We start from the raw sequence: 19,184 nt of genomic DNA on the forward strand, positions 1-19,184 counted from the left end.
CCGGAAGGTTTCTACCGGCTGCCGACCGCCAGGCCGTCGTCGATCAGGTCCAGCACCGTCTGCTTTTCTTCCGGGAATTGATAGCCCTCATAGCTGTGGGTGAACAACAGCTGCCCGCGGCTGTTTTTCCAGGAGTTGCCGGCATGGTCGAAACAGACCCGGCCGGTGACGGACAGGTCCTGCATGGTCAGGCGCAGTTCCCGCAGCTGTTCTTCGGGAGTCAGCATCTCGAAGGTCTGCCCGGCCATCTCCCGGGCCATGGGCGTACCCGGCCAGGCGCGAAACGGTCGGGATCGGATGTAGTGCGGATCGATCTCGCTGAGCACGCGGGCCGTGTTTTTGGCATGATCCTGCCAGCGCGCTTTGCCGCCCAGGCCGGGCATCCAGTATTCCGAGAGCTGGAATCCCGCTGCCAGAGCCTTTTTGCCGCCCTTGACATGAATCTCGGCCGTGGCGCCCTTTTGGATTTTTTCGAGCAGCGCATCATCCCCGCTTTCCAGTCCCACATGCAGCCGGTCCAGGCCGGCCCGGCGAATGGCCTTGAGGTCGTCCAGGGATTTTTGCACCAGGGTTTTAGACCGCGCGTAGGTGGTGACCCGGACGATGGAGGGGAACGTGCGGCGCAGGTACCCCAAGACCTCGACCAACTGGCCGGTTTTCATGATCAGGCTGTTGGCGTCCTGCAGAAACGCGGTTCGGCCGCCGGACAGCAACCAGTGGTACAGCATGGCAAAGCCCGGGTGGTGGTTCAGTGCGGGGTGTCTCCCGATCAGGGCGACGGCGGCATGCCGGGTCGCCTCGCCATTCTTTCCGGACCGACCTGAAAGCGCCGCGAGGTCGTCGCGCAGGGCCGCCATGGCATCGATGTCCTTTTTGATTTCGGCAACCGGCCGTACCTGGAATCGCTCGGCTTTATACATGCCGCAAAAGGTGCAGCGGTTCCAGGGGCAGTTGCGTGTCAAACGGACCAGCAGGGAGTTGCTGCCCCCCTCGCTGGGCGGCCGGTAAACACCTGTTTCAAAATCATATTTATCAATAGCGGATGGTGTCATCGTCTGTCCTTAAGCCCTGCCTTCATCACCCGGCGCCGGCGTGCGTGCAGCGGGGTAACGGGTTCTGGTTTGGGGATCACCGTTCAGGCATCCAGGTGAAAAAATTCAGCCGCGTTCTTATTCAGCATTTTGTCCAGCCGGTCATCGTCCAGGCGCGAATCCCGCAGCCACTTCAGTTCCCGGTCCCAGGCATAGGGGATGTTGGGAAAATCGGATCCATACATGATCCGGTCGGGCCGGTAGGCGTTGAGGTCGATGCGCTCCGGGATGTGAAAATAGTCCGTCAGCGCCATGGTCGTGTCAAGCCACAGGTTGTCGTATTTCTCGGTCAGTGCCTTGTATTCACGTGTCTCGCTGAAACCGAGATGGGGCACGCAAAAGGTGAGCGTGGGGAAATCGGCCAGAACGCGTGCCAGCTTGTCGGCACTGCAGATCGCATAGGGATCACAGCGGTATACGGGGCTTTTGGGTTCTTTTCCGAAATGAACCACCACCGGTTTGCGGTTGGACTGGCACACGTCGAACAGGCGTCCGGTGTCGTCGGCATTGATGTCGAAGCATTGGACGTGGGCGTGCAGCTTCAGGCCGCCGAGTCCGGCATCGAAGGCATCCTGCAAAATCGTTTCGGCATTTTCCTCGCCGGGAAAGATGGTCGCCAGTCCGGTGACCCGGTCGGGGTACTGCCGGCATTGGTCGGCCAGGTAAGCATTGAGCTGCCCGGCAATTCCCGGGGCGTGGGCGTATTGCAGGGCGACGATGTGCGCCACGCCACGGGACAGCAGGAAATCGAACACTCCGGAAGTGGTCAGTTGATAGCGAATGTGCCAGGCGTTTTCATCGAACCACCGCCTGACGGCCTTAAAGATCCCGTCGGGAAAGACATGCACATGCGCGTCGATGACCCTGGGAAAACCGTCCGGAATCGCCTGGCCCTCGATGTCATCGAGCGAGGGAAGTTGGGGCGTTAACATGGTCGTTCCTGGCCTATCATTCATATTTGATCGGGTGGATCAGGAAAAATGGATTGCCGCCATCCGGACAGGCGCATCCCCGATCACACGGGTACAGTGCCCCTTGCCGGTAACATCGTCCAGCATGACGACATCGCCGGCCTGTCGACGACAGGTGTCCCCGTCACCCGCCGAGAACTCGCATTCACCTGCCATGAGTATCAACCATTGCCGTACCGGCGTCGGGTGCCAGTCACCGAACCACCCCACCGGCAGTTCCAGAAAAAGAGATGCCTCGGCCGGTTCGGGTGTAGATGTGTTCAACGGCATTGCCGGTGGTGCGTAATCGTTGGCTTCCAGTTCAACCGCTACAGTCCTGAAATGGGAGCAGCCATCCGAATCCGAATAGATTTGAAGATACTCGATCGTGCTCATCGCCTCTCCTTTCGTGCAACTGAGATGCCGTGACCCGCGCATCTCCTGCCACCGGCCGCACAACCCGGCCCCTGGCATCCGCGCGCGGCCCTTACCCCCCGCCGCGATACCGGATCAAATTCATGGCCATCATCGTGGCCACGACGTCGCCCGCCTGGTTGAGCATCTCGCAAAAGGAGAACAGCACCCCGCGATCGGGTTTGCTGCGCGACGGTTTTACCTTGTGTACGGTGACCCGCAGGGTGAGCGCATCGCCGGGGCGCACCGGTTTCAGCCAGCGCAGTTCATCGACGCCCGGGCTTCCCAGGCTGGCCGGTCCAGGCAGGTAGCGCTCCACAAACAGCCGCATGAACAGACCGCAGGTATGCCAGCCGCTGGCGATTAGCCCACCGTAAACCGTCTGCCTGGCGCCGTCCGGATCGGTGTGAAACAGCTGCGGATCGAACTGCCTGCCAAACTGGACAATCTGCGCTTCGCTGAGCGTAATCGGCCCGAATTCATGGACGGCCCCGGTTACATAGTCTTCCAGGTGGCGCTCCTGCGGTGGCGTGCTGAAGTGGCCTGTTGGCATGTGAGTCACTCCTCTATTACAATGCCGATCACTGGATTGGCCGATCGACCCATCCATCCAAAGTAAGCACAACCGGGCGGATTGCACCTTATCCATCAGGTTGGGCCACAATCATGCCATATTTGGCGCAGCGCTTTTGCACGCGTTCGATGGTTGCCTCGGATATGGATTGCTCAAATGCGCTCTCGTTATCCAATGCAACGCCAAATTCTATGAGAAAGCCTTCTAAACCCCTTGGAGACCCCGTCGTGATAAACCTGGCTTCGTCAGAAGTATTGTTCTTGAAGGTATGCACGCCATTTTTAGGAACGATGAGGCATTCCCCCTTTTGCAATGTCCGCCATCGGCCGTCAAGGTATATGTCCAACTTTCCGCTGACGATGTGAAACAACTCGCACGTATCGTTGTGATAATGCGGCGGGGGGCCCGGTAACCGGCTGTCGGACCTTATACACCGCACCCATCCCCCCTCGGCCCAGCAGGTCGCAGACATCGTATCGACCGCGTTTCATCTGCCTGCCATCATCCTTTCCGCTCCCTCACAGCAACCGCCGGGCATACTGGTCGGGCATACCTGCGGGTTTGAACCCGGCCATGGCCGATTTGATGTCATAAACCACAAAACGAACGGTCAACGTCCAGGTGTCCGTATCCCAGAGCACATATTTGGCCCGGTTATCGCCATCGCGGGGTTGTCCCACCGCACCGATATTGACAATATGGCGCAGGGAACGGTCCAGGATTTGATCGCCCTGCGCCAACGCATGGCGCCGGGCACGACGGCCGTCCCAGCTGATCCGTTCCAGTTCATGGGTGTGCCCGACAAAAGCCACCGCCTCGGTAAATCGTGAGAAAAGATCGGCCAAGTCCTCGCCATTGATTTCGTAAAGGTATCTGAAGGCGGAATCCGGCGGCAATCCGTGCACGAACAGACAGCCGTGCCGGATCAGAAACCGTGGCAACTCACGGATGTAGGCCACGCTTTCATCGGAAACCAGCTCACAGGTCCGCTGGAGGGCCTCACGCGATTGGGGATTGAACCATTGGCGGTATTTAGCCTGCGCCACGGCCAGTTCATGGTTGCCCTGAACCGACACGATGCCACGCTTGCGCAGCAGGGCCAGGCAGGCTTCCGGTTGCGGGCCGTAACCCAGCGTGTCTCCCAGTGAAACAACCTCGTCAACACCGGGATGTCGGCTGTCGATATCCTCGAGCACCCGGCGAAAAGCCTCCAGATTGGCATGAATGTCAGATAATACGGCAATTTGCATATCGCGGAAGTTACCAGAAAACCGCATCCATTGAAACGGGAAAACACGTCGGCGGCCTTCCTCTGCCACGTCGGGCCGGAGGGCGGTCGTGAAAACGGGTTCTTTTTAAGCATCGGACAAAGCGAAACAGGCAGGGAAACAATCGTTGAGGCGTTGCTCACATCCTCTTGCAGCCGCCCATTTACCATGCGCCGTAGAGGCGCCTGGTATTGTCCGAAACCGCCTCCATCACCGCCTCTATAGGGATCGCTTTGATCTGTGCGATCGCCCGGATGGAAACCGGCAGGTTGGCTGGTTCGTTGCGCACCGCCGCGGCCGGTCCAAGCACCGGGCTGTCCGTTTCGACCAGCAGATTGGCAAGGGGGAGCCGCTTGACCAATTTTTGTTTCTGGCGCGAACGGATCACCGAGGGGGGAATCGAAAAAAGGTAGCCTGCTTCGACCGCAGGCAGGGCGGCACCGGCCTTGCCGTCAAAGGCATGCATCTGGACGCGGGCGGCGTTGTTTTGCATCAGCAGGTCGATGGCATGGCGTCCGGCGGACCGCGAATGAACGTTCAACGGCAGGTCCAGCGCCTTGGACAACTCGACGAACCGTTTCAAGATTTCTCTTTGGACCTCTTTTTGGGAATCTTCCTTCACGACCCAGTAATCCAGCCCGACCTCTCCGATGGCGACCAGACGGGAGCGGTTGCGGCGAATGAAAGCGGCCATCTCATCGGCCTGATCCAGATCGAGAATCGTGGGATAGAGCCCGGCGGCCGCCTTGAGCATGGGATAGGTCCCGGCCAATTCCATATTTTTTCGGGCATCGCCGAGGTTTTCGCCGACAGCGACGATCGCCTCCAGGCCGGCTTTTCGTGCGCGTTCCAGTACCTCTGCCCGGTCCGGGTCAAAATCAGAAGCACAGATGTGGGCATGCACATCCACGAGGTGGCGGGTTGGCATGGGCTAGGTCGCCGACCGGTCGTTTACATTTCGATCAGTTGGCATTTTTTGCTGTCTTTTTGTTTGCACCCGATGGCTGCATGAATGGTACCGTCCATCCGGTCCATGTCCCCATAACCGAGGTCGCCCTTGCAGATTTCGGTGATGATGCCCTTGTAATCGATCGAGAAACAATCATGTGATGAACGCCAATAGGTCAGTTTATTGGAATTTTTATCCCTGTGAGGGTTGGTGTCGGATATCAGTTTGCAGTGATTGTGGGTCATTTTTTCATCCTGTTATGTCAACTTGCCGGCCGTGCTGCAGCCGACAATGAAAACAAAATAATTACAAGTGGTTAAAACACAATCGAAATGGGTCATAGATGCGGCCCAATACATATCTTGAACACTTGAACGCAGTTGTCAAGTCGGCCGGATGACCATCTTTTATCAATATGGGCAATCGAACTGTTCGCCGAATTGATCCAGCACCGCCAGCAGGGCGTCGGGCAGGTTTCGCCTGACCTGCCCGACGATGTCGGCGGGCATCGCCTTGTAATAGGCCTGGGCGATCGCACCGGCGATGCAGGCCATGGTGTCTGCATCGCCGCCGAGGGAGATGGCATTTATCACTGCGGTTTCGTAGTCCGTTGAGTCGAGAAAAGCGATGATGGACTCGGGGACGGAGCCCTGGCAGGAGACATCGAAACAATAACCCGCCCGGATCTCATCGACGCGGCATCCCAGGTCGTAGGCGAAGCGGGTTTCGATCTGCCTGCGTATGGTCGTTTTATCCGCATCTTTCCTGGCCAGGAAAACGGCCAGCGCGGTTGCCTGGGCGCCCTTGATGCCTTCCGGGTGGTTGTGACTGACCTCGGCTGACCGTTGGGCATGGGTCAGCACCTCTTCAACGGACTCGAAAGCGAACCCCACGGGAGACACCCGCATGGCCGAACCGTTGCCGTAACTGTAGTAGGGGATGCTGTTGGGATCCCAGATCCAGTGCCAGAAGGATCCGCCGTAGGGCAGATTGGGGAAATTCCGGGCAAAGCACTTGATCGCCCTGCGGTAGCTCTTGCAGCGGAGGATGGCGTTGGCCACAGCCAGGGTCAGGACCGTGTCGTCGGTATAGGCCGCCGCCACCATCGGAACGGCAACCGTTTTGATCGGGCGGCTTTCATAGGGAGAACCGATCATGTCGCCGGCAATGGCTCCGATCATCGTCAGGTCCTCGAAAAGTGGGTTGGAATCAGCCGATCCGTTCGGTGGACAGGCCGTTGCGGCCGGTACCGCGTTTTCCGGGTGAACGATTATCGCGAAAGGAGAACGGCTGTATCTGCAGCAGGCTCAGAAACCGATCAATGAGGGCCGGACTGGCGTAGCGGCATCAGCGCGTGGTTCGCAACCGCCTGAAAATTCGGATGGGATACAAACACATTCGCTGTATAGTAAGCAAAAGGTGTTTCGACATCAAGCAATCTTTAATGGTCAACCCCATTTTCTGGTTTAAGCCGGCCGGGATCGCACTCCCCACAGCGATTTCGCGACAGGCAGTTGCCGCGAGGGCCGCCCGTCGGTTCGATAAGGCAAAGGCTTTGACACCCGGCGGATTCTCTGGGAAGATAGCGAAGGCGGTTCGGCCGGCATCCACCGTTCCATTCATTCGACGCTTTTTTTTCCGCAACCCATAAGGGAGTGGGTTATGTCTGACCTGTTTGAGCCGATCATGCTCGCCGACGTGAAAATAAAGAACCGGTTCGTCCACTCAGCGACCCAAGAGGCGATGGCCGACGACGACGGCAGCATCACCGGCGAGATCGTCAGGCGCTATACCCGTCTCGCCCAAGGGGAGGTCGGCCTGATCATCCCCGGTCATCTTTATGTCCATCCACGGGGAAGGGCCCATCAACGGCAATGCGGCATTCACACCGACGCCATGATTCCCGGGCTGAAAAAAGTGGCCGATGCGGTGCATGCGCATGGCGGAAAAATTGCTTTTCAACTCGCTCACGGTGGCCGGCAATGTCCGAGCAAAATCCTGGGCCAGGCACCCCTGGCGCCTTCAGGCAGGGGCAGGGATCCGGTCAGCCTCAATAAACCCGTGCAAATGGATGAAAGCCAGATCCTGGAAACCATACACGCCTTTGCCGCCGCTGCACGGCGAGCCGAGGTCGCCGGGGCCGATGCCGTCCAGATCCATGCCGCGCACGGGTACCTGATCAATGAATTCCTCTCCCCTTTTTTCAACCACCGCAAGGATGGCTGGGGCGCTTCGGCGGCCGGCCGTTTTCGATTGTTGGAAGCGATCGTTAAATCGGTTCGACAGGCACTGCCGGATGGCATGCCGGTGCTCGTCAAACTGAACGCCAACGATTTCACACCGCGCACGGGTATCACGCCGGATCTGGCGGCCGTCTATGCCAAATGGCTGGTTGAACGCGGTGTGGCCGCTGTGGAAGTCAGCTGCGGAACCTATTACGGTTTTCAGACCATTCGCGGTGACATCCCCGGTGCGGAACTGGTCCGCGCGCTGCCGGCCTGGATGAGACCGGCAGCCAGGCTGAAGATGAAAATTCAGGGCCCGGCCAACCGGTTCAAGGAAGCCTACAACCTCGATGCGGCCCAAACGATCAGACCCGCTGTGAAAAGGACACCGCTGATTGTGGTGGGTGGCATGCGCAGGCTGGCTCAGATGGAAGAAACGGTCTCCCAGGGGACCGCAGACATGATTTCCATGTCCCGCCCGTTTATCAGGGAGCCGTCGCTGGTCCGCCGTTTCTCCCAGGGAAAAACCGCCGCGGCCGCTTGCGTGTCATGCAACCGGTGTTTTGCAGCCATGTTCAACGCGCTGCCGATACGCTGCTATCAAAAAGGCCTGCCTCAAGGCGGGTAAGCTTCTTTCAACGTGCCGTCATGCGCGACTGTCGCGCCGATCGTCGGGACCCTTTCCCGTTCAAGGGATCCTTGCTCATCAATCCGATAAACCGATCATTTCGCTGGGAGCCGCCATGAACCCTGCCGGTAAGGAGAGCAAACCTGAAATCATCGACCGGTTTCGCCGCCATGTCTCTGCGGGAAAGGCCGATTTTTTCGAGAGCGTCGGTGTCGACTTCGTTTTCGGCCGCCGGGAAGGACCGTTCGTCTGGGACGCCACCTCGCACAAGCGCCTGATCAATTGCCATTGCAACGGGGGTGTGTTCAACCTGGGCCATCGTCACCCGGCGGTCATCGCGGCGCTGCAGGCAAGCCTGTTGTCACTCGACATCGGCAACCACCACCTGATCAGCGGGCCCCGCGCCCTGCTGGCAGAACAGCTGGCCCACCTGCTGCCGGGCGATCTGACCTATACGGTTTTTGCGGTCGGCGGCGGCGAAGCCATCGATCTGGCGCTCAAGCTGGCCAGGGGCTTCACCGGCCGGCAGACCATCATTTCGGCGGGCGGCGGTTACCACGGTCACACCGGCCTGGCCCTGGCCACCGGCGATGCGCAATATCGCGATCCGTTCGGTCCCAATCCCCCGGGATTCGTGCAGGTTCCGTTCAACGACCGGTACGCGCTGGCCGAGGCCGTGGACGACAACACCGCGGCCGTTATCTTCGAGACCGTTCCCGCCACCTACGGCGTACCCGTTCCGAATACTGATTTTTATCCGTTTGTCCGCGACCTGTGCAATGAACACGGCGCCCTGCTGATCATCGACGAGGTACAGACTGGTTTGGGGCGCACCGGACGTCTGTGGGGCATCGAACACTACCATACCGTGCCGGATATCATGGTGGTCGGCAAGGGGTTGTCGGGCGGCATCTACCCCATGGCGGCCACCTGCATGGGTGCACGACTGGAATCCTTTTTCCACGCCAACCCGTTCGTCCACATCTCCACCTTCGGTGGGGCCGAAGTGGGCTGCCCGGTGGCCATGCGGGTACTGGAGCTCTCATCGACGCCCGCATTCCTCGAGCATGTCTCCGACATCGCCGGTATGTTCACGCGCGGCTTCGAGCAATTGAAATCCAGGCATCCGGAGATTCTGGTCGGCCTTCGGCAACTGGGTATGATGATGGGCATCGAGATGGTCGATGATGCCTGCGGCCCGCTATTGTCCAAGACGCTTTATGACAACGGCATTCTCAGCGTCTATGCCAACAACAACACCCGGGTCAGCCAACTGCTGCCGCCCCTGATCATCGATGCGCCGCTGGCATCCGAAATCCTGGAGCGGGTCGATGCGGGGTTGTCCGCGGCCAAGCAGATACTGGGGTTATGAATCATGTTGAACATCGACAGCGATCTGCTGCAGCGTTTCGAGGCCGGGCTCGATCCCCGGCAGCCGGCGGCCTCGGCGGTGCCGGCCCGAATCATCGGTTACGGCGAAATATCGGCTATTTTCCAGATTCAGGGAGACGCGGAGAACGTTTACAAGCGCCTGCCTATTTTTGAAGACCGGCCCTCCGCCGAAGGCTATGCAGCCATGCATGGCGAATACTGCGCGTTGCTGGAAAAAGCCGGCCTGCAGCTGCCGGCATACGCCACGCAGGTTGTCGAAAGCCCCGGCCGGCCGGTGGCTGTTTATATCGCCCAGCAGCGCTTTGCCGGGGAGCGCCTGTGCCATCGGCTGATTCACCACCTTGACGACGCCGGCTGCCTGAACCTGATTGAATCGGTCGCGGCCCAAATCGCCAAGGTGTGGGCGTTCAACGCCAACGCCGCGCCTGAAAGGGAACTGGCCATCGACGGCCAGCTCTCCAACTGGGTCGCGGTGGAATCCGATGGACCTGCCGCGCAACTGGTTTACATCGACACCAGCACCCCCTTGCTGCGCAAACAAGGCGTCGAGCAGCAGAATCCCGAGCGCCTGCTGAAAAGCGCGCCGGGATTTCTGCGCTGGATCATCCGATGGTTTTTTCTGGACGATGTGATGGGCCGCTATTACGTGCCCAGGCTGGTCTATACGGATCTTGCCGCCAATCTGTTCAAGGAGCAGCGGCCGGAGCTGGTGCCGGAGACGGTCGCCATTGCCAACCGTTTTCTAACGGATTCGGACGCACCGCTGACCCTGGCGGAGATTGAGCGCTACTACGATCAGGACAAACTGATCTGGACGGTTTTCCTGGCCTTTCGCCGGGTCGACCGCTGGATCAAAACCCGCCTGCTGCGCCGGCGCTATGAGTTTATCCTGCCCGGTGCCATTAAGCGCTGACCCGTCTTTGCGCGCGCCGGATTCCCGGCCGGACCTTGCGCGGCCGGTCCGGCTTGCCCTGGGAGCGTTGATTCCCGGCATCCCTGACCTGGACCCGCCGGCCGTCGAACGGAACGTCCTTCAGACTGCGCCGGACGCTGTCGGCGGCAGCGCGGGCCACCTCGAAAAACGAGAATTCACGCTTGAGTTCGATGCGGCCGATCTGGCGGGAGTCGATGCGGGCGTGGTCGCACACCAGGCGAACGATGGCGCCTTCATTGATCTTGTCCAGACGGCCGACATTGATGAAAAAGCGCTGGGCGCCAGGCTGGTCCGGCCGAACCGTGCGTCCGTTGCCGGCCGGGCGGACGGCCGGCTGAGGACGCGCCGCAGCATTGATGTCCCCCGCGTCGCGGTAGTCGTTAAAGATGCGGTTAAAATCGGCAGCCATGAAACGCAGGATCAATTCCTCCCGGTCGAAACCCGCTAGGGCCCGGCTGACCGTGGGCAGGTAATCGGCAAAGTCCTGCCGGTCCACCGGCGTCTCGACGATCCGGTCCACGAAACCGTCGAGCTGGCGTTCGCAGATCGCCCGACCGTCGGGAAATTTGCGGAATTCGAACCGCATGGTATTGGCCCGTTCCATCGCACGCAACCGGCCAACCTCGCGGGGGGTGGACAGGGCGATGGAAACGCCCGAACGCCCGGCCCGCGCGGTTCGTCCGCTGCGGTGGGTGTAAATATCGGGATCATCGGGCAGGTTGTAGTGAATGATATGGGAGATCTGGTCCACGTCCAGGCCACGGGCAGCCACGTCGGTGGCCACCAGGAGCCGGATCGACTGCCGGCGGAATTTGCGCATGACATGGTCACGCTGCGCCTGACCCAGGTCGCCGTGGAGGGCATCGGCCGGGTAACCCTCCTGCACCAGCGCATCCGCCACGGCCTGGGTTTCCCTGCGGGTGCGGCAGAACACCAGCCCGAAGATTCCGGGCGTAAAGTCAATGATGCGTTTGAGCCCCTGGTAGCGGTGCCGCTCGTTCATCACGTAACAGGCATGGGTGATGTGGGGGGCCATGGACTGGCGACCGCCCAGGGAGACCTTGCGCGGATTGTCCAGATAGGTCCGGGCGATGGCCGCTACTCCCGATGGCATGGTGGCTGAAAACAGCCAGGTTCGGCGGCCGGCCGGCATTCGTTCCAGAATCCGGTCGATGTCCTCCTTAAAACCCATGTTGAGCATTTCATCGGCCTCGTCCAGCACGCAGGTGGCGGTGTGAGACAGATCCAGCGCCCGGCGCTGCATCAGGTCGATCAGGCGGCCGGGGGTGGCCACGACGATCTGGGAGCCATCGCGCAGCCGGCTGATCTGGTGGGCGATGCTGGCGCCGCCATATACCGCCGCCACGCGGACCCCCGGAAGGTAGCGGCCATATCGTTTCAGGTCGTCGGTGATCTGCAGGCACAGCTCCCGGGTGGGGCACAGGATCACACCCTGGGGGCCCTTGCGGGCGGTATCGACCCGCTCGAGCAGCGGCAGGCCGAAAGCAGCGGTTTTTCCGGTGCCGGTCTGGGCCAGGCCGATAAAGTCGCGGCTCCCGTTCAGCAGCTCGGGCAGCGCCGCGGCCTGAATCGGCATCGGTGAGTCGAATCCCAGCTCCTCGAGGGCGCGAAGCAGTTCGTCCCGGATGCCCATTGTCTTGAAATCCATCTTTCCTGTTCTCCTTATTGTTCACCATAAAAAAAGCCGCCCAGCTCAATCCGGACGGCTTTATCGCTTTGAAATGGAAACCGGCTGCCGGCCGAATCCCATCAGCGACCGGCGCGCGGTTGGATGATCGTTGAGGCGGCTTATAGCCGTGTCAACGGGTTTTGGCAATGGTTTTGTGGACACCCCCTGTCATTCGCCTCAACCGGCGGCCGGCGGCGACACACGGGGAGCGATGCACGGCTGGCTCTCCTTCAGGGGATGTTTTCCGGAAATATTCCGGTAAAAGGAGCGGATCACGACCATGTCGGCCTCGATGTCTCCGGTCGGTCGAACGATCGGGCCGAACCCGCCGACCTTGCGCCGGTAGTCCAGAAAACCGAGCACGATGGGAACGCCGGCACCGTTGGCGATGTGATAGAAACCTGTCTTCCAGTAGAGCACGCGCTTGCGCGTTCCCGAGGGCGGGACCACGAGAAGCAGACGGTCGCGCCGGTGGAATCGTTCGATGGACTGGGCCACCACGTTGTTGGCGCGGGAGCGATCGATGGGCAGGGCACCCAACCAGCGGAACACGGGTCCTAACGGCCAGCGGAACCAGGCGTCTTTCATCATGATCACGGCATTCAACCGGTAAATGAAAGCCAGGCAGAGCGTAAAGATGAAATCCCAGTTGGAGGTATGCGGAGCGGCAATGATGACGCACCGGGGAAGATCCGGTTTGCGCCCCTCGGACGTCCATCCCGTGCATTTGAAGACCAGCAGAGCCAGCCACCGCACCAGTGTCCGGACAACGAGCGTTTCATGGATGGTCATGGTTATCGCCTTTTTGAAGGTTCGAACGCCTTTCAAAACCATACCATCGGGTTGCATGCCATCGACAGTGGACCATTGGGCCCAGGTAGACCGGGGGCGGTATATGTTGGCTTTGAGACTTGTTCAGTTAAACTAGAGTAGCCGTTTGTAAGCGATTGGCATCGGCATAACAACGGATATTGCCGTTTTTACAATTATTTTACACGGTCCCCGGCAAGTCGCGGTGTCGAACCGGCAGACACCGGCCCTCGTTATTGACGCAAGAACGGCATTTGACAACGGCGCCGGATTCCGAGAATATGGTTGGTATTAAGCGCGATCCCCCAACATACAACCGATTGAAACGCACCTGCTCGGGAATCTGAAATCGACCGGTATCCTTTTTGCGGATCGAAGGCAGTGAGGATTCGCGTCGTCCGAATCCTTCGGCCATGGCCCATCCGGCGCATCGGGCCGCTTGGTTTGCCTTGAATCGTCATCTGACGTCCGATTTTCGTTTTTTTTCCCGAAAATATTTGATAGTGCAGCCGCCACGTTTACCTTAAACCCATCGAGGAGCAGTCATGGACAGCCAATTCAACCGTCCCGATTCCGTTTCCAAAGGCGCCTATATCATCAACAGGGCCCAGAGCGTTAAACTCAACCCCAGCGTCCTTTACGAGGCGGTGGTGGATCTTTCATCAGAGGGCCTCTTGACCGCCAACTGCATCAACATGGCGGCGGGCATTCTGCTGGAAGATCTCGGGCTTCCCACCTATTTCTTCGAAAACATCAAGAAAGACTCCCTCAAGCATATCCTGGGCTCCATCGCCACCAGCATCACCGTCAAGGACGGCAAGGTGGTCCTGGTGGGGCGGGTGGCCCACATCGATTTCGACCTGGAGCAGGAAAACAATGTCCAGCGGGTCCGCATCGCCACCATAGAGACCCGGGACAGCATGGAAAAAATCCTGGAAAACATGATCGCCGGCCACCGGCGCGAGTACTACTTCAGCCCGGAGAGCAACTACTACACCTACATCATCCGGCCCGAAACCGTCCATGACTATCCCCGGGAGGCCTTCACCGAGTCCCGGTTCCTGTTCACCCTGGCCGGGGACTACATGACCACCCCGGAGCCCACCCGGCAGCGCTACGAAAAATTCATCAAGGCCGCCGAAAAGGCCGTCACCCCCCTGATCGAGGTGTTCAACCTGCCCGACACCGGGGAGATGCGCCTGATGTTCAACAGCGATTTCGCCTCGCCCCAGCTGCCCGTGCTGCGCAAACTGTTCGAAGACCACGGGCTGGTGCTCAAGCGGGCCTACTGGGAACCCTACTGGGGCAAATCCCCCGTGCCCTCGTCGATCTGCTCACTCTACATCCGCGGTGAACTGCCGCGCAAGAAGGAGGCGGAAGTGGTGGGCGACCTGTGCGCCTATCTCTCCTTCGGCGTCAACCGCGTTACAGAGCTTTACGTGGGCGGGCAGCTAACCTTCAACGAGATGCTCTTCGCCGGCAATGCGGCAGATTTCACCCACATGTTCATCTTCAAGGAGCGCGACAACGCCACGGACCGGGAGATCCTGCAAAGCCTGACCAGCAAGGACCACAGAGACGCCTTCGCCGGACGGATCCACGGCTCCAACAAGTCCACCTATGTCTACAAGGCCATCCTGGAGGCGGTTGCCGAGAACCCGGACCTGGTGAAATACCTCTACGCGCTTTTCGAAAGGCGCTTTCACCCGGCAGTCAAAGGCCGGATCCCCGCTGCGGCACTGGACGAGAAGTTCAGGGAGTTTGACAAGATCATCTCGTCACGGTTTATCGACAACTGGCTCCACTGCGACATCTTCCGCTTCATGTTCAAGATGGTCTCGTGCACCCTGAAGACCAACTTCTACAAACCTGAAAAGCGGTCCTTCGCCTTCCGCTTCGACAATGCCATCCTTGACCCCCTGGTCTTCGACCAGTTCGTCTTCGGCATTTTCTTCGTCAACGGCCACTACGCCTGCGGCACCCACCTGCGGGCCGGGGACATCGCCAGGGGCGGGCTGCGGCTGATCCGCGTCTCGGCGGCCAACTACCCCACCGAGGTCGACAATGCCGTGCTGCTCAACTACGCCCTGGGTCCCAAGGCCCAACGGCTCAAGCACAAGGACATCTGCGAAAGCGGGTCCAAGGGCGTCGTGGTGCCCCACGCCATATACTCCAGCCACGGCATGGACGCCCTGTATGACTATACCGAGGGCATCATCGACCTGGTGCTCGGCGACGACAGCATCGTCGACTATTACGGCAAGCCCGAGATGGTGTTCTTCGGCCCCGACGAGGGAACCGCGCCGTTGATGGATGCGGTGGCCATGCGTTCGCAGGAGCGCGGCTACCGCTACTGGAGGACGCTCACCACGGGCAAGAGCATCGGCATCCCCCACGACACCTACGGCATGCTGGAAAACGGCGACCTGTTCGGCCTTATCGACCGCAAGGAAAAAGGCACCGACCTGCAGGTCAACGGCACCTCCGTTGCCGTCACCACGGACATGGAGGCCATCTACGAACGAATCGGCGGCAAGGTCGAGATCAGCGGCATGACCACCACCGGGGTCATGGGCGCCTTCAGGACCCTGATCACCCACTACGGGGCCAGGGAGGAAGATCTCAACCTGATGATGACCGGCGGTCCCGACGGCGATCTGGGAGCCAACGAAATCCAGTGCTACAAAGGCAAGATCTGCCTGATCGTCGACGGAGGCTCCATCCTGTTCGATCCCCAGGGGCTGGACCGGCAAGCCCTGATGAAGGTCGCCTTCATGCGTCACAGCTCACCCCGGGCCAACAGCCGGCACTTCCCCGTAGAAAAGCTGAGCCCCCAGGGCTTCATGGTCCCCCTTGCCGCCAAGAACGTCACCCTTCCCGACGGCACGGTCGTGGAGGACGGGGCCCTGTTCCACCGCAACTTTTTGTCCGACCCCGACAACCGGCGCTTCGTCAGCCAGGCGGACATCCGGGCCTTCATCCCCTGCGGCGGCTTCAAGGACACCATCAACCGCGGCAACGTCAAGGCGTTTCTCTCCGTGTTCAAGGAGCTGCAGTTCATCGTCGACGGTGCCAACGTCTTTTTCGACGACGCCGCCAGGCGGACCATTGCCACCACCACCGGGATCAAGCACATCAAGGACACCACGGCCAACAAGGGAGGCGTCTTTTCCAGCTCGATCGCCGAAGTGCTCACCGCCTTTCTGCTCGGGGACGACTATGAGGCCAAGCTGCTGGGCGACACGCAAACCCGCTGGGCCCTGATACGGGACATCATGGTACTGGTGGACCGGTATGCCCGGGCGGAGACGGAGATGCTCATCCGCATCCATGAGGCCGATCCGTCCATTCCCCTGTTCGACCTGTCGGAAAAAACCAGTGAGCAGATTTTTGCCCTGCAGCGGATCTGCGAGCAGAATATCGAGGTCATCCTGAAAGACGAGGCGCTGGTCTGGAAAGTGCTGGAGAACTACATCCCGGCCATCCTGATCAAACGGCTTGGCCGGGACGCAATCATGAACACGCTCGACGCCGAGGAGCTGCAACCCTACCGGGATGCCATCCTCACCAAGAAGATCTCATCCATGGCCTTTTACCGCTTCGGCGCCGACTGGAAGGCCTTCACCGCAAAGATGGATGCCGACTTTGCCCGAGGCATCAAAACCATCGCTTCGGCAATGGGCTGATGGCTGCGCCTCCAACTGACGCCTGATCCATCGGCCGCCGGCCAAAACAACGGGTCACGTCTCCGCTGACATCATGGGTTGCGGAGACGTGACCCGTTTTGGTGTTGCACCGGCCGACAGCCCGGACCGGTCAGGCGGCGGCCGCGGCTTTTTTCAAGCGCTTGCGTTCGTCAAGCGGAAGCGCGAGGGTGGGATCCTTTCGAATCCTGAACTTCTGGATGTAGTAGACCAGCACCCACAGGACGATGCCTGCCGCATCCACCAGATAGGTGGGCAGGTCCATGCCGATGGCCCAGGTGACCGCGTGGGGAAAGAACAGAATCAGGGTGGCCACCGCCGAAATGACAAACTCAATGACCGTCAAAGGGCACAGGAAATAGCCCATGGTCAGGCTGCCGAAGGCGATGGTGCCTAAGATGATGGTGATCCAGGTCGAAATCACCTGGTACCAGGGCATGATGTGCCCCGGCCCCCCCAGCAGGAAGCCCGGCGAAAAGGCGAAGAGGAAGGGGCCCACGTAGAGCATCTTGGCGAACTTGAAGGATGTCCAGCCGGTTTTCCACGGGTCGGAACCGGCGATGGCCGCCCCCGCATAGGCCGCCACGCACACCGGCGGCGTGATGTTGGAGTCCTGGCTGAACCAGTAGACGATCATGTGCGAGGCGATCAGGGCCCACGAGACCTTGCCCATGATCTCCCAGCGTTGGGGGTCGTCGGGCATGAGGCTGTCCAGGGGCAGCTGCAGCTCCTGGAAACCGACCCCCCACAGGGTGCGCGAAAGCATGTCCGTCATGGCCCCTACCGCCAGTACCGCCGTGATGAGATAGGCGGCGGTGACCGGTACCCCCATGCCCAGCACCAGGGAGGCCAGCCCGATGAGCAGGATGGCGAAGATCAGGTTGCCGGCGGACAGCTCGATGATGATCTGGGAAAACTTGAGCCCGATGCCCGTGAGTTGGATGGTGCCCACGATAATGCCGATCACCCCCACCGTGGCCCCGATGATCAGGGTGCTGTTGGCCCCTTCGGTCATGGCCTTGAGAATTTCCCGGGGTCCCATGCGGTTCTCACGGGTCAGCCAGCTGACCGCAATGCACGAGAGCACGGCCCAGAACCCCGAGTAGCCCGGGGAAAATCCCCAGAGCATCAGCACCACGATAATGACCAGCGGAAAGGACATGAACCACTGCTGCTTAAGGATCTGCCAGGCCGTGGGGGCGTCGGCTTCGCGCTGGCCCTTGAGACCGTAGCGTTTGGCCTCGAAGTGCACCATGACGAACACCGACAGGAAATAGATCACCGCCGGGAAAATGGCCATCAGCATGATGTCCTTGTAGGGGATCTCGGTCATTTCGGCCATAATGAACCCGCCGGCCCCCATGATGGGCGGCATGAACATGCCCCCGATGGACGCAGCCGGTTCGATGGCGCCGGCCACATGCGGCCGGAAACCGTTCTTCTTCATCAGCGGGATGGTGAAGGCGCCGGTGGAGACCGTATTGGCAATGGCCGAGCCGGAAACCGACCCGAAAAAACCCGAGGCCATGACCGCCACCTTGGCCGGTCCGCCCACGGCCTTGCCGGCCAGGGCCATGGGCAGATCCAGGAAGAAGCGGCTGGCACCGGAGTATTTCAGAAAGGCGCCGAAAAAGATGAACAGGATCACGTAGGTGACCAGCACGGACGGCATGATGCCGAACACGCCCTCCTGGCTCAGGTAAATGTGGTGCAGGCTGCGGTCGACGGCAAAGCCGGTGTGGGCGAAGGACTCGAGCACGGGGATGCCGTGCAGCAGGTCACCCCAGAAGGCGTAGACCAGAAACCCCACCCCCACCAGGGTCATCGACCATCCCAGGGCCCGTCGGGCCACCTCGAGGCTGATCAAAATGCCCAGGGTGCACATGGCCGTATCCAGGGGCAGTTCGGAGCCCATGCGATAGTTGATGGCGGCGTATTCCATGATCCAGTAGCCGGTGGCCACAATGGCGATGAGGATCAGCAGGATGTCCGTGATGCGCGGCACCCGGTACCCGATCCGCCGCCGGTAAACCGCGTAGGCCAACAGCCCTCCGGCCGCGGCCAGGCCAGCCAGCAGATAGATGGGGTTGAGGCCGGTGAACGCCTGCCGGGCGCCGTTGGACCCCAGCAGAAAGTGGAGGCCGAAATAGACCGCCACGGTGATGCTGCCGAAAGGCAGCAGACCGTCGACGGCGAACTTGACCGGAAAGACCCGCGGGTCGATCCGGGTAAAGGGGTAGACCAAAAGGATCATCACGTAGGTGATGGTCACGTAAAGCCCCAGGAAGTATTGCGTGGACACCGGCACAGCGGCGCAGTACATGTAAAAAGCCACCATGAATATCCCCAGGGTGGCGGTCAGCATGTACCAGAACCCCTTAAGGGGGCGTCCGCTCCTTTCGTCCTTTTCTATTATTTTTTTAAGCTTTTCCTGGTCAGCCGCAGTGGCGGCAATCTCGGGTTCGCTCATGGCGGGCCTGCCTCATTCAGGTTCGTTGTTTCGCACAAGTGCGCCAAAAGGGAAGCCGGGGAGAGCGCACACCTGCGCTTTCCCC

General features: G+C 60.2%; 16 protein-coding genes. 4 read left to right on the forward strand and 12 right to left on the reverse strand.

Annotated elements, in window-relative coordinates:
* Positions 1–11 precede the first annotated feature (11 nt).
* From ACZCED_RS07600 to ACZCED_RS07640, 9 genes are all read right to left on the reverse strand, one after another.
* The gene (locus tag ACZCED_RS07600) at positions 12–1,052 is read right to left on the reverse strand and encodes a radical SAM protein (protein WP_464860542.1); all 1,041 of its coding nucleotides are present in this window, start codon (positions 1,050–1,052) and stop codon (positions 12–14) included.
* 83 nt (positions 1,053–1,135) lie between these two features.
* Entirely contained in the window at positions 1,136–2,023 is an 888-nt protein-coding gene (locus tag ACZCED_RS07605; protein WP_464860543.1) for an amidohydrolase family protein, read from the reverse strand.
* Positions 2,024–2,062: 39 nt separating this feature from the next.
* On the reverse strand, positions 2,063–2,437 hold the full coding sequence (locus ACZCED_RS07610) for a cupin domain-containing protein (protein ID WP_462968113.1): 375 nt from the start codon (positions 2,435–2,437) through the stop codon (positions 2,063–2,065).
* Positions 2,438–2,528: 91 nt separating this feature from the next.
* On the reverse strand, positions 2,529–3,008 hold the full coding sequence (locus ACZCED_RS07615) for a MaoC family dehydratase (RefSeq protein ID WP_462968114.1): 480 nt from the start codon (positions 3,006–3,008) through the stop codon (positions 2,529–2,531).
* 88 nt (positions 3,009–3,096) lie between these two features.
* Complete coding sequence (locus tag ACZCED_RS07620; RefSeq protein WP_464860544.1) at positions 3,097–3,501, reverse strand: cupin domain-containing protein; 405 nt, start codon at positions 3,499–3,501, stop codon at positions 3,097–3,099.
* A gap of 46 nt (positions 3,502–3,547) precedes the next feature.
* Entirely contained in the window at positions 3,548–4,279 is a 732-nt protein-coding gene (locus tag ACZCED_RS07625; protein ID WP_462968116.1) for a metallophosphoesterase family protein, read from the reverse strand.
* A 181-nt stretch (positions 4,280–4,460) separates the two neighbouring features.
* The gene (locus ACZCED_RS07630; protein ID WP_462968117.1) at positions 4,461–5,225 is read right to left on the reverse strand and encodes a TatD family hydrolase; all 765 of its coding nucleotides are present in this window, start codon (positions 5,223–5,225) and stop codon (positions 4,461–4,463) included.
* Positions 5,226–5,248: 23 nt separating this feature from the next.
* Positions 5,249–5,491 carry a hypothetical protein gene (locus ACZCED_RS07635; protein WP_462968118.1) on the reverse strand — a complete coding sequence of 81 codons (243 nt, stop codon included), beginning with the start codon at positions 5,489–5,491 and terminating at the stop codon, positions 5,249–5,251.
* A gap of 165 nt (positions 5,492–5,656) precedes the next feature.
* Entirely contained in the window at positions 5,657–6,427 is a 771-nt protein-coding gene (locus ACZCED_RS07640; protein WP_462968119.1) for an ADP-ribosylglycohydrolase family protein, read from the reverse strand.
* Positions 6,428–6,908: 481 nt separating this feature from the next.
* Here ACZCED_RS07640 and ACZCED_RS07645 point away from each other — a divergent pair, with 481 nt between their 5' ends.
* The 3 genes from ACZCED_RS07645 to ACZCED_RS07655 all read left to right on the forward strand — a co-directional run bounded on the left by ACZCED_RS07645 (position 6,909) and on the right by ACZCED_RS07655 (position 10,404).
* Positions 6,909–8,099 carry an oxidoreductase gene (locus ACZCED_RS07645; RefSeq protein ID WP_464860545.1) on the forward strand — a complete coding sequence of 397 codons (1,191 nt, stop codon included), beginning with the start codon at positions 6,909–6,911 and terminating at the stop codon, positions 8,097–8,099.
* 115 nt (positions 8,100–8,214) lie between these two features.
* Positions 8,215–9,471, forward strand: a complete 1,257-nt coding sequence (locus ACZCED_RS07650; protein WP_462968121.1) for a class-III pyridoxal-phosphate-dependent aminotransferase — start codon at positions 8,215–8,217, stop codon at positions 9,469–9,471.
* Between the two features lie 3 nt (positions 9,472–9,474).
* Entirely contained in the window at positions 9,475–10,404 is a 930-nt protein-coding gene (locus tag ACZCED_RS07655) for a DUF6206 family protein (protein WP_464860546.1), read from the forward strand.
* Here ACZCED_RS07655 and ACZCED_RS07660 read toward each other — a convergent pair.
* Positions 10,394–12,094: a DEAD/DEAH box helicase gene (locus tag ACZCED_RS07660; RefSeq protein WP_462968123.1), complete on the reverse strand. Its 1,701-nt coding sequence runs from the start codon at positions 12,092–12,094 to the stop codon at positions 10,394–10,396. The two genes, ACZCED_RS07655 and ACZCED_RS07660, sit on opposite strands and share 11 nt — an antisense overlap.
* Positions 12,095–12,292: 198 nt before the next feature.
* Complete coding sequence (locus ACZCED_RS07665) at positions 12,293–12,907, reverse strand: lysophospholipid acyltransferase family protein (RefSeq protein ID WP_462968124.1); 615 nt, start codon at positions 12,905–12,907, stop codon at positions 12,293–12,295.
* Between the two features lie 563 nt (positions 12,908–13,470).
* On the opposite strand from ACZCED_RS07665, the gene ACZCED_RS07670 reads away from it, so the two are divergent.
* A complete protein-coding gene (locus tag ACZCED_RS07670) occupies positions 13,471–16,611 on the forward strand; it encodes an NAD-glutamate dehydrogenase domain-containing protein (protein ID WP_462968125.1) in 3,141 nt (1,046 codons plus the stop codon).
* Positions 16,612–16,741: 130 nt separating this feature from the next.
* On the opposite strand, the gene ACZCED_RS07675 is transcribed toward ACZCED_RS07670, so the two are convergent.
* Complete coding sequence (locus ACZCED_RS07675) at positions 16,742–19,099, reverse strand: TRAP transporter permease (RefSeq protein ID WP_462968126.1); 2,358 nt, start codon at positions 19,097–19,099, stop codon at positions 16,742–16,744.
* Positions 19,100–19,184: the final 85 nt, after the last annotated feature.

This window comes from Desulfosarcina sp. (assembly GCF_055467485.1).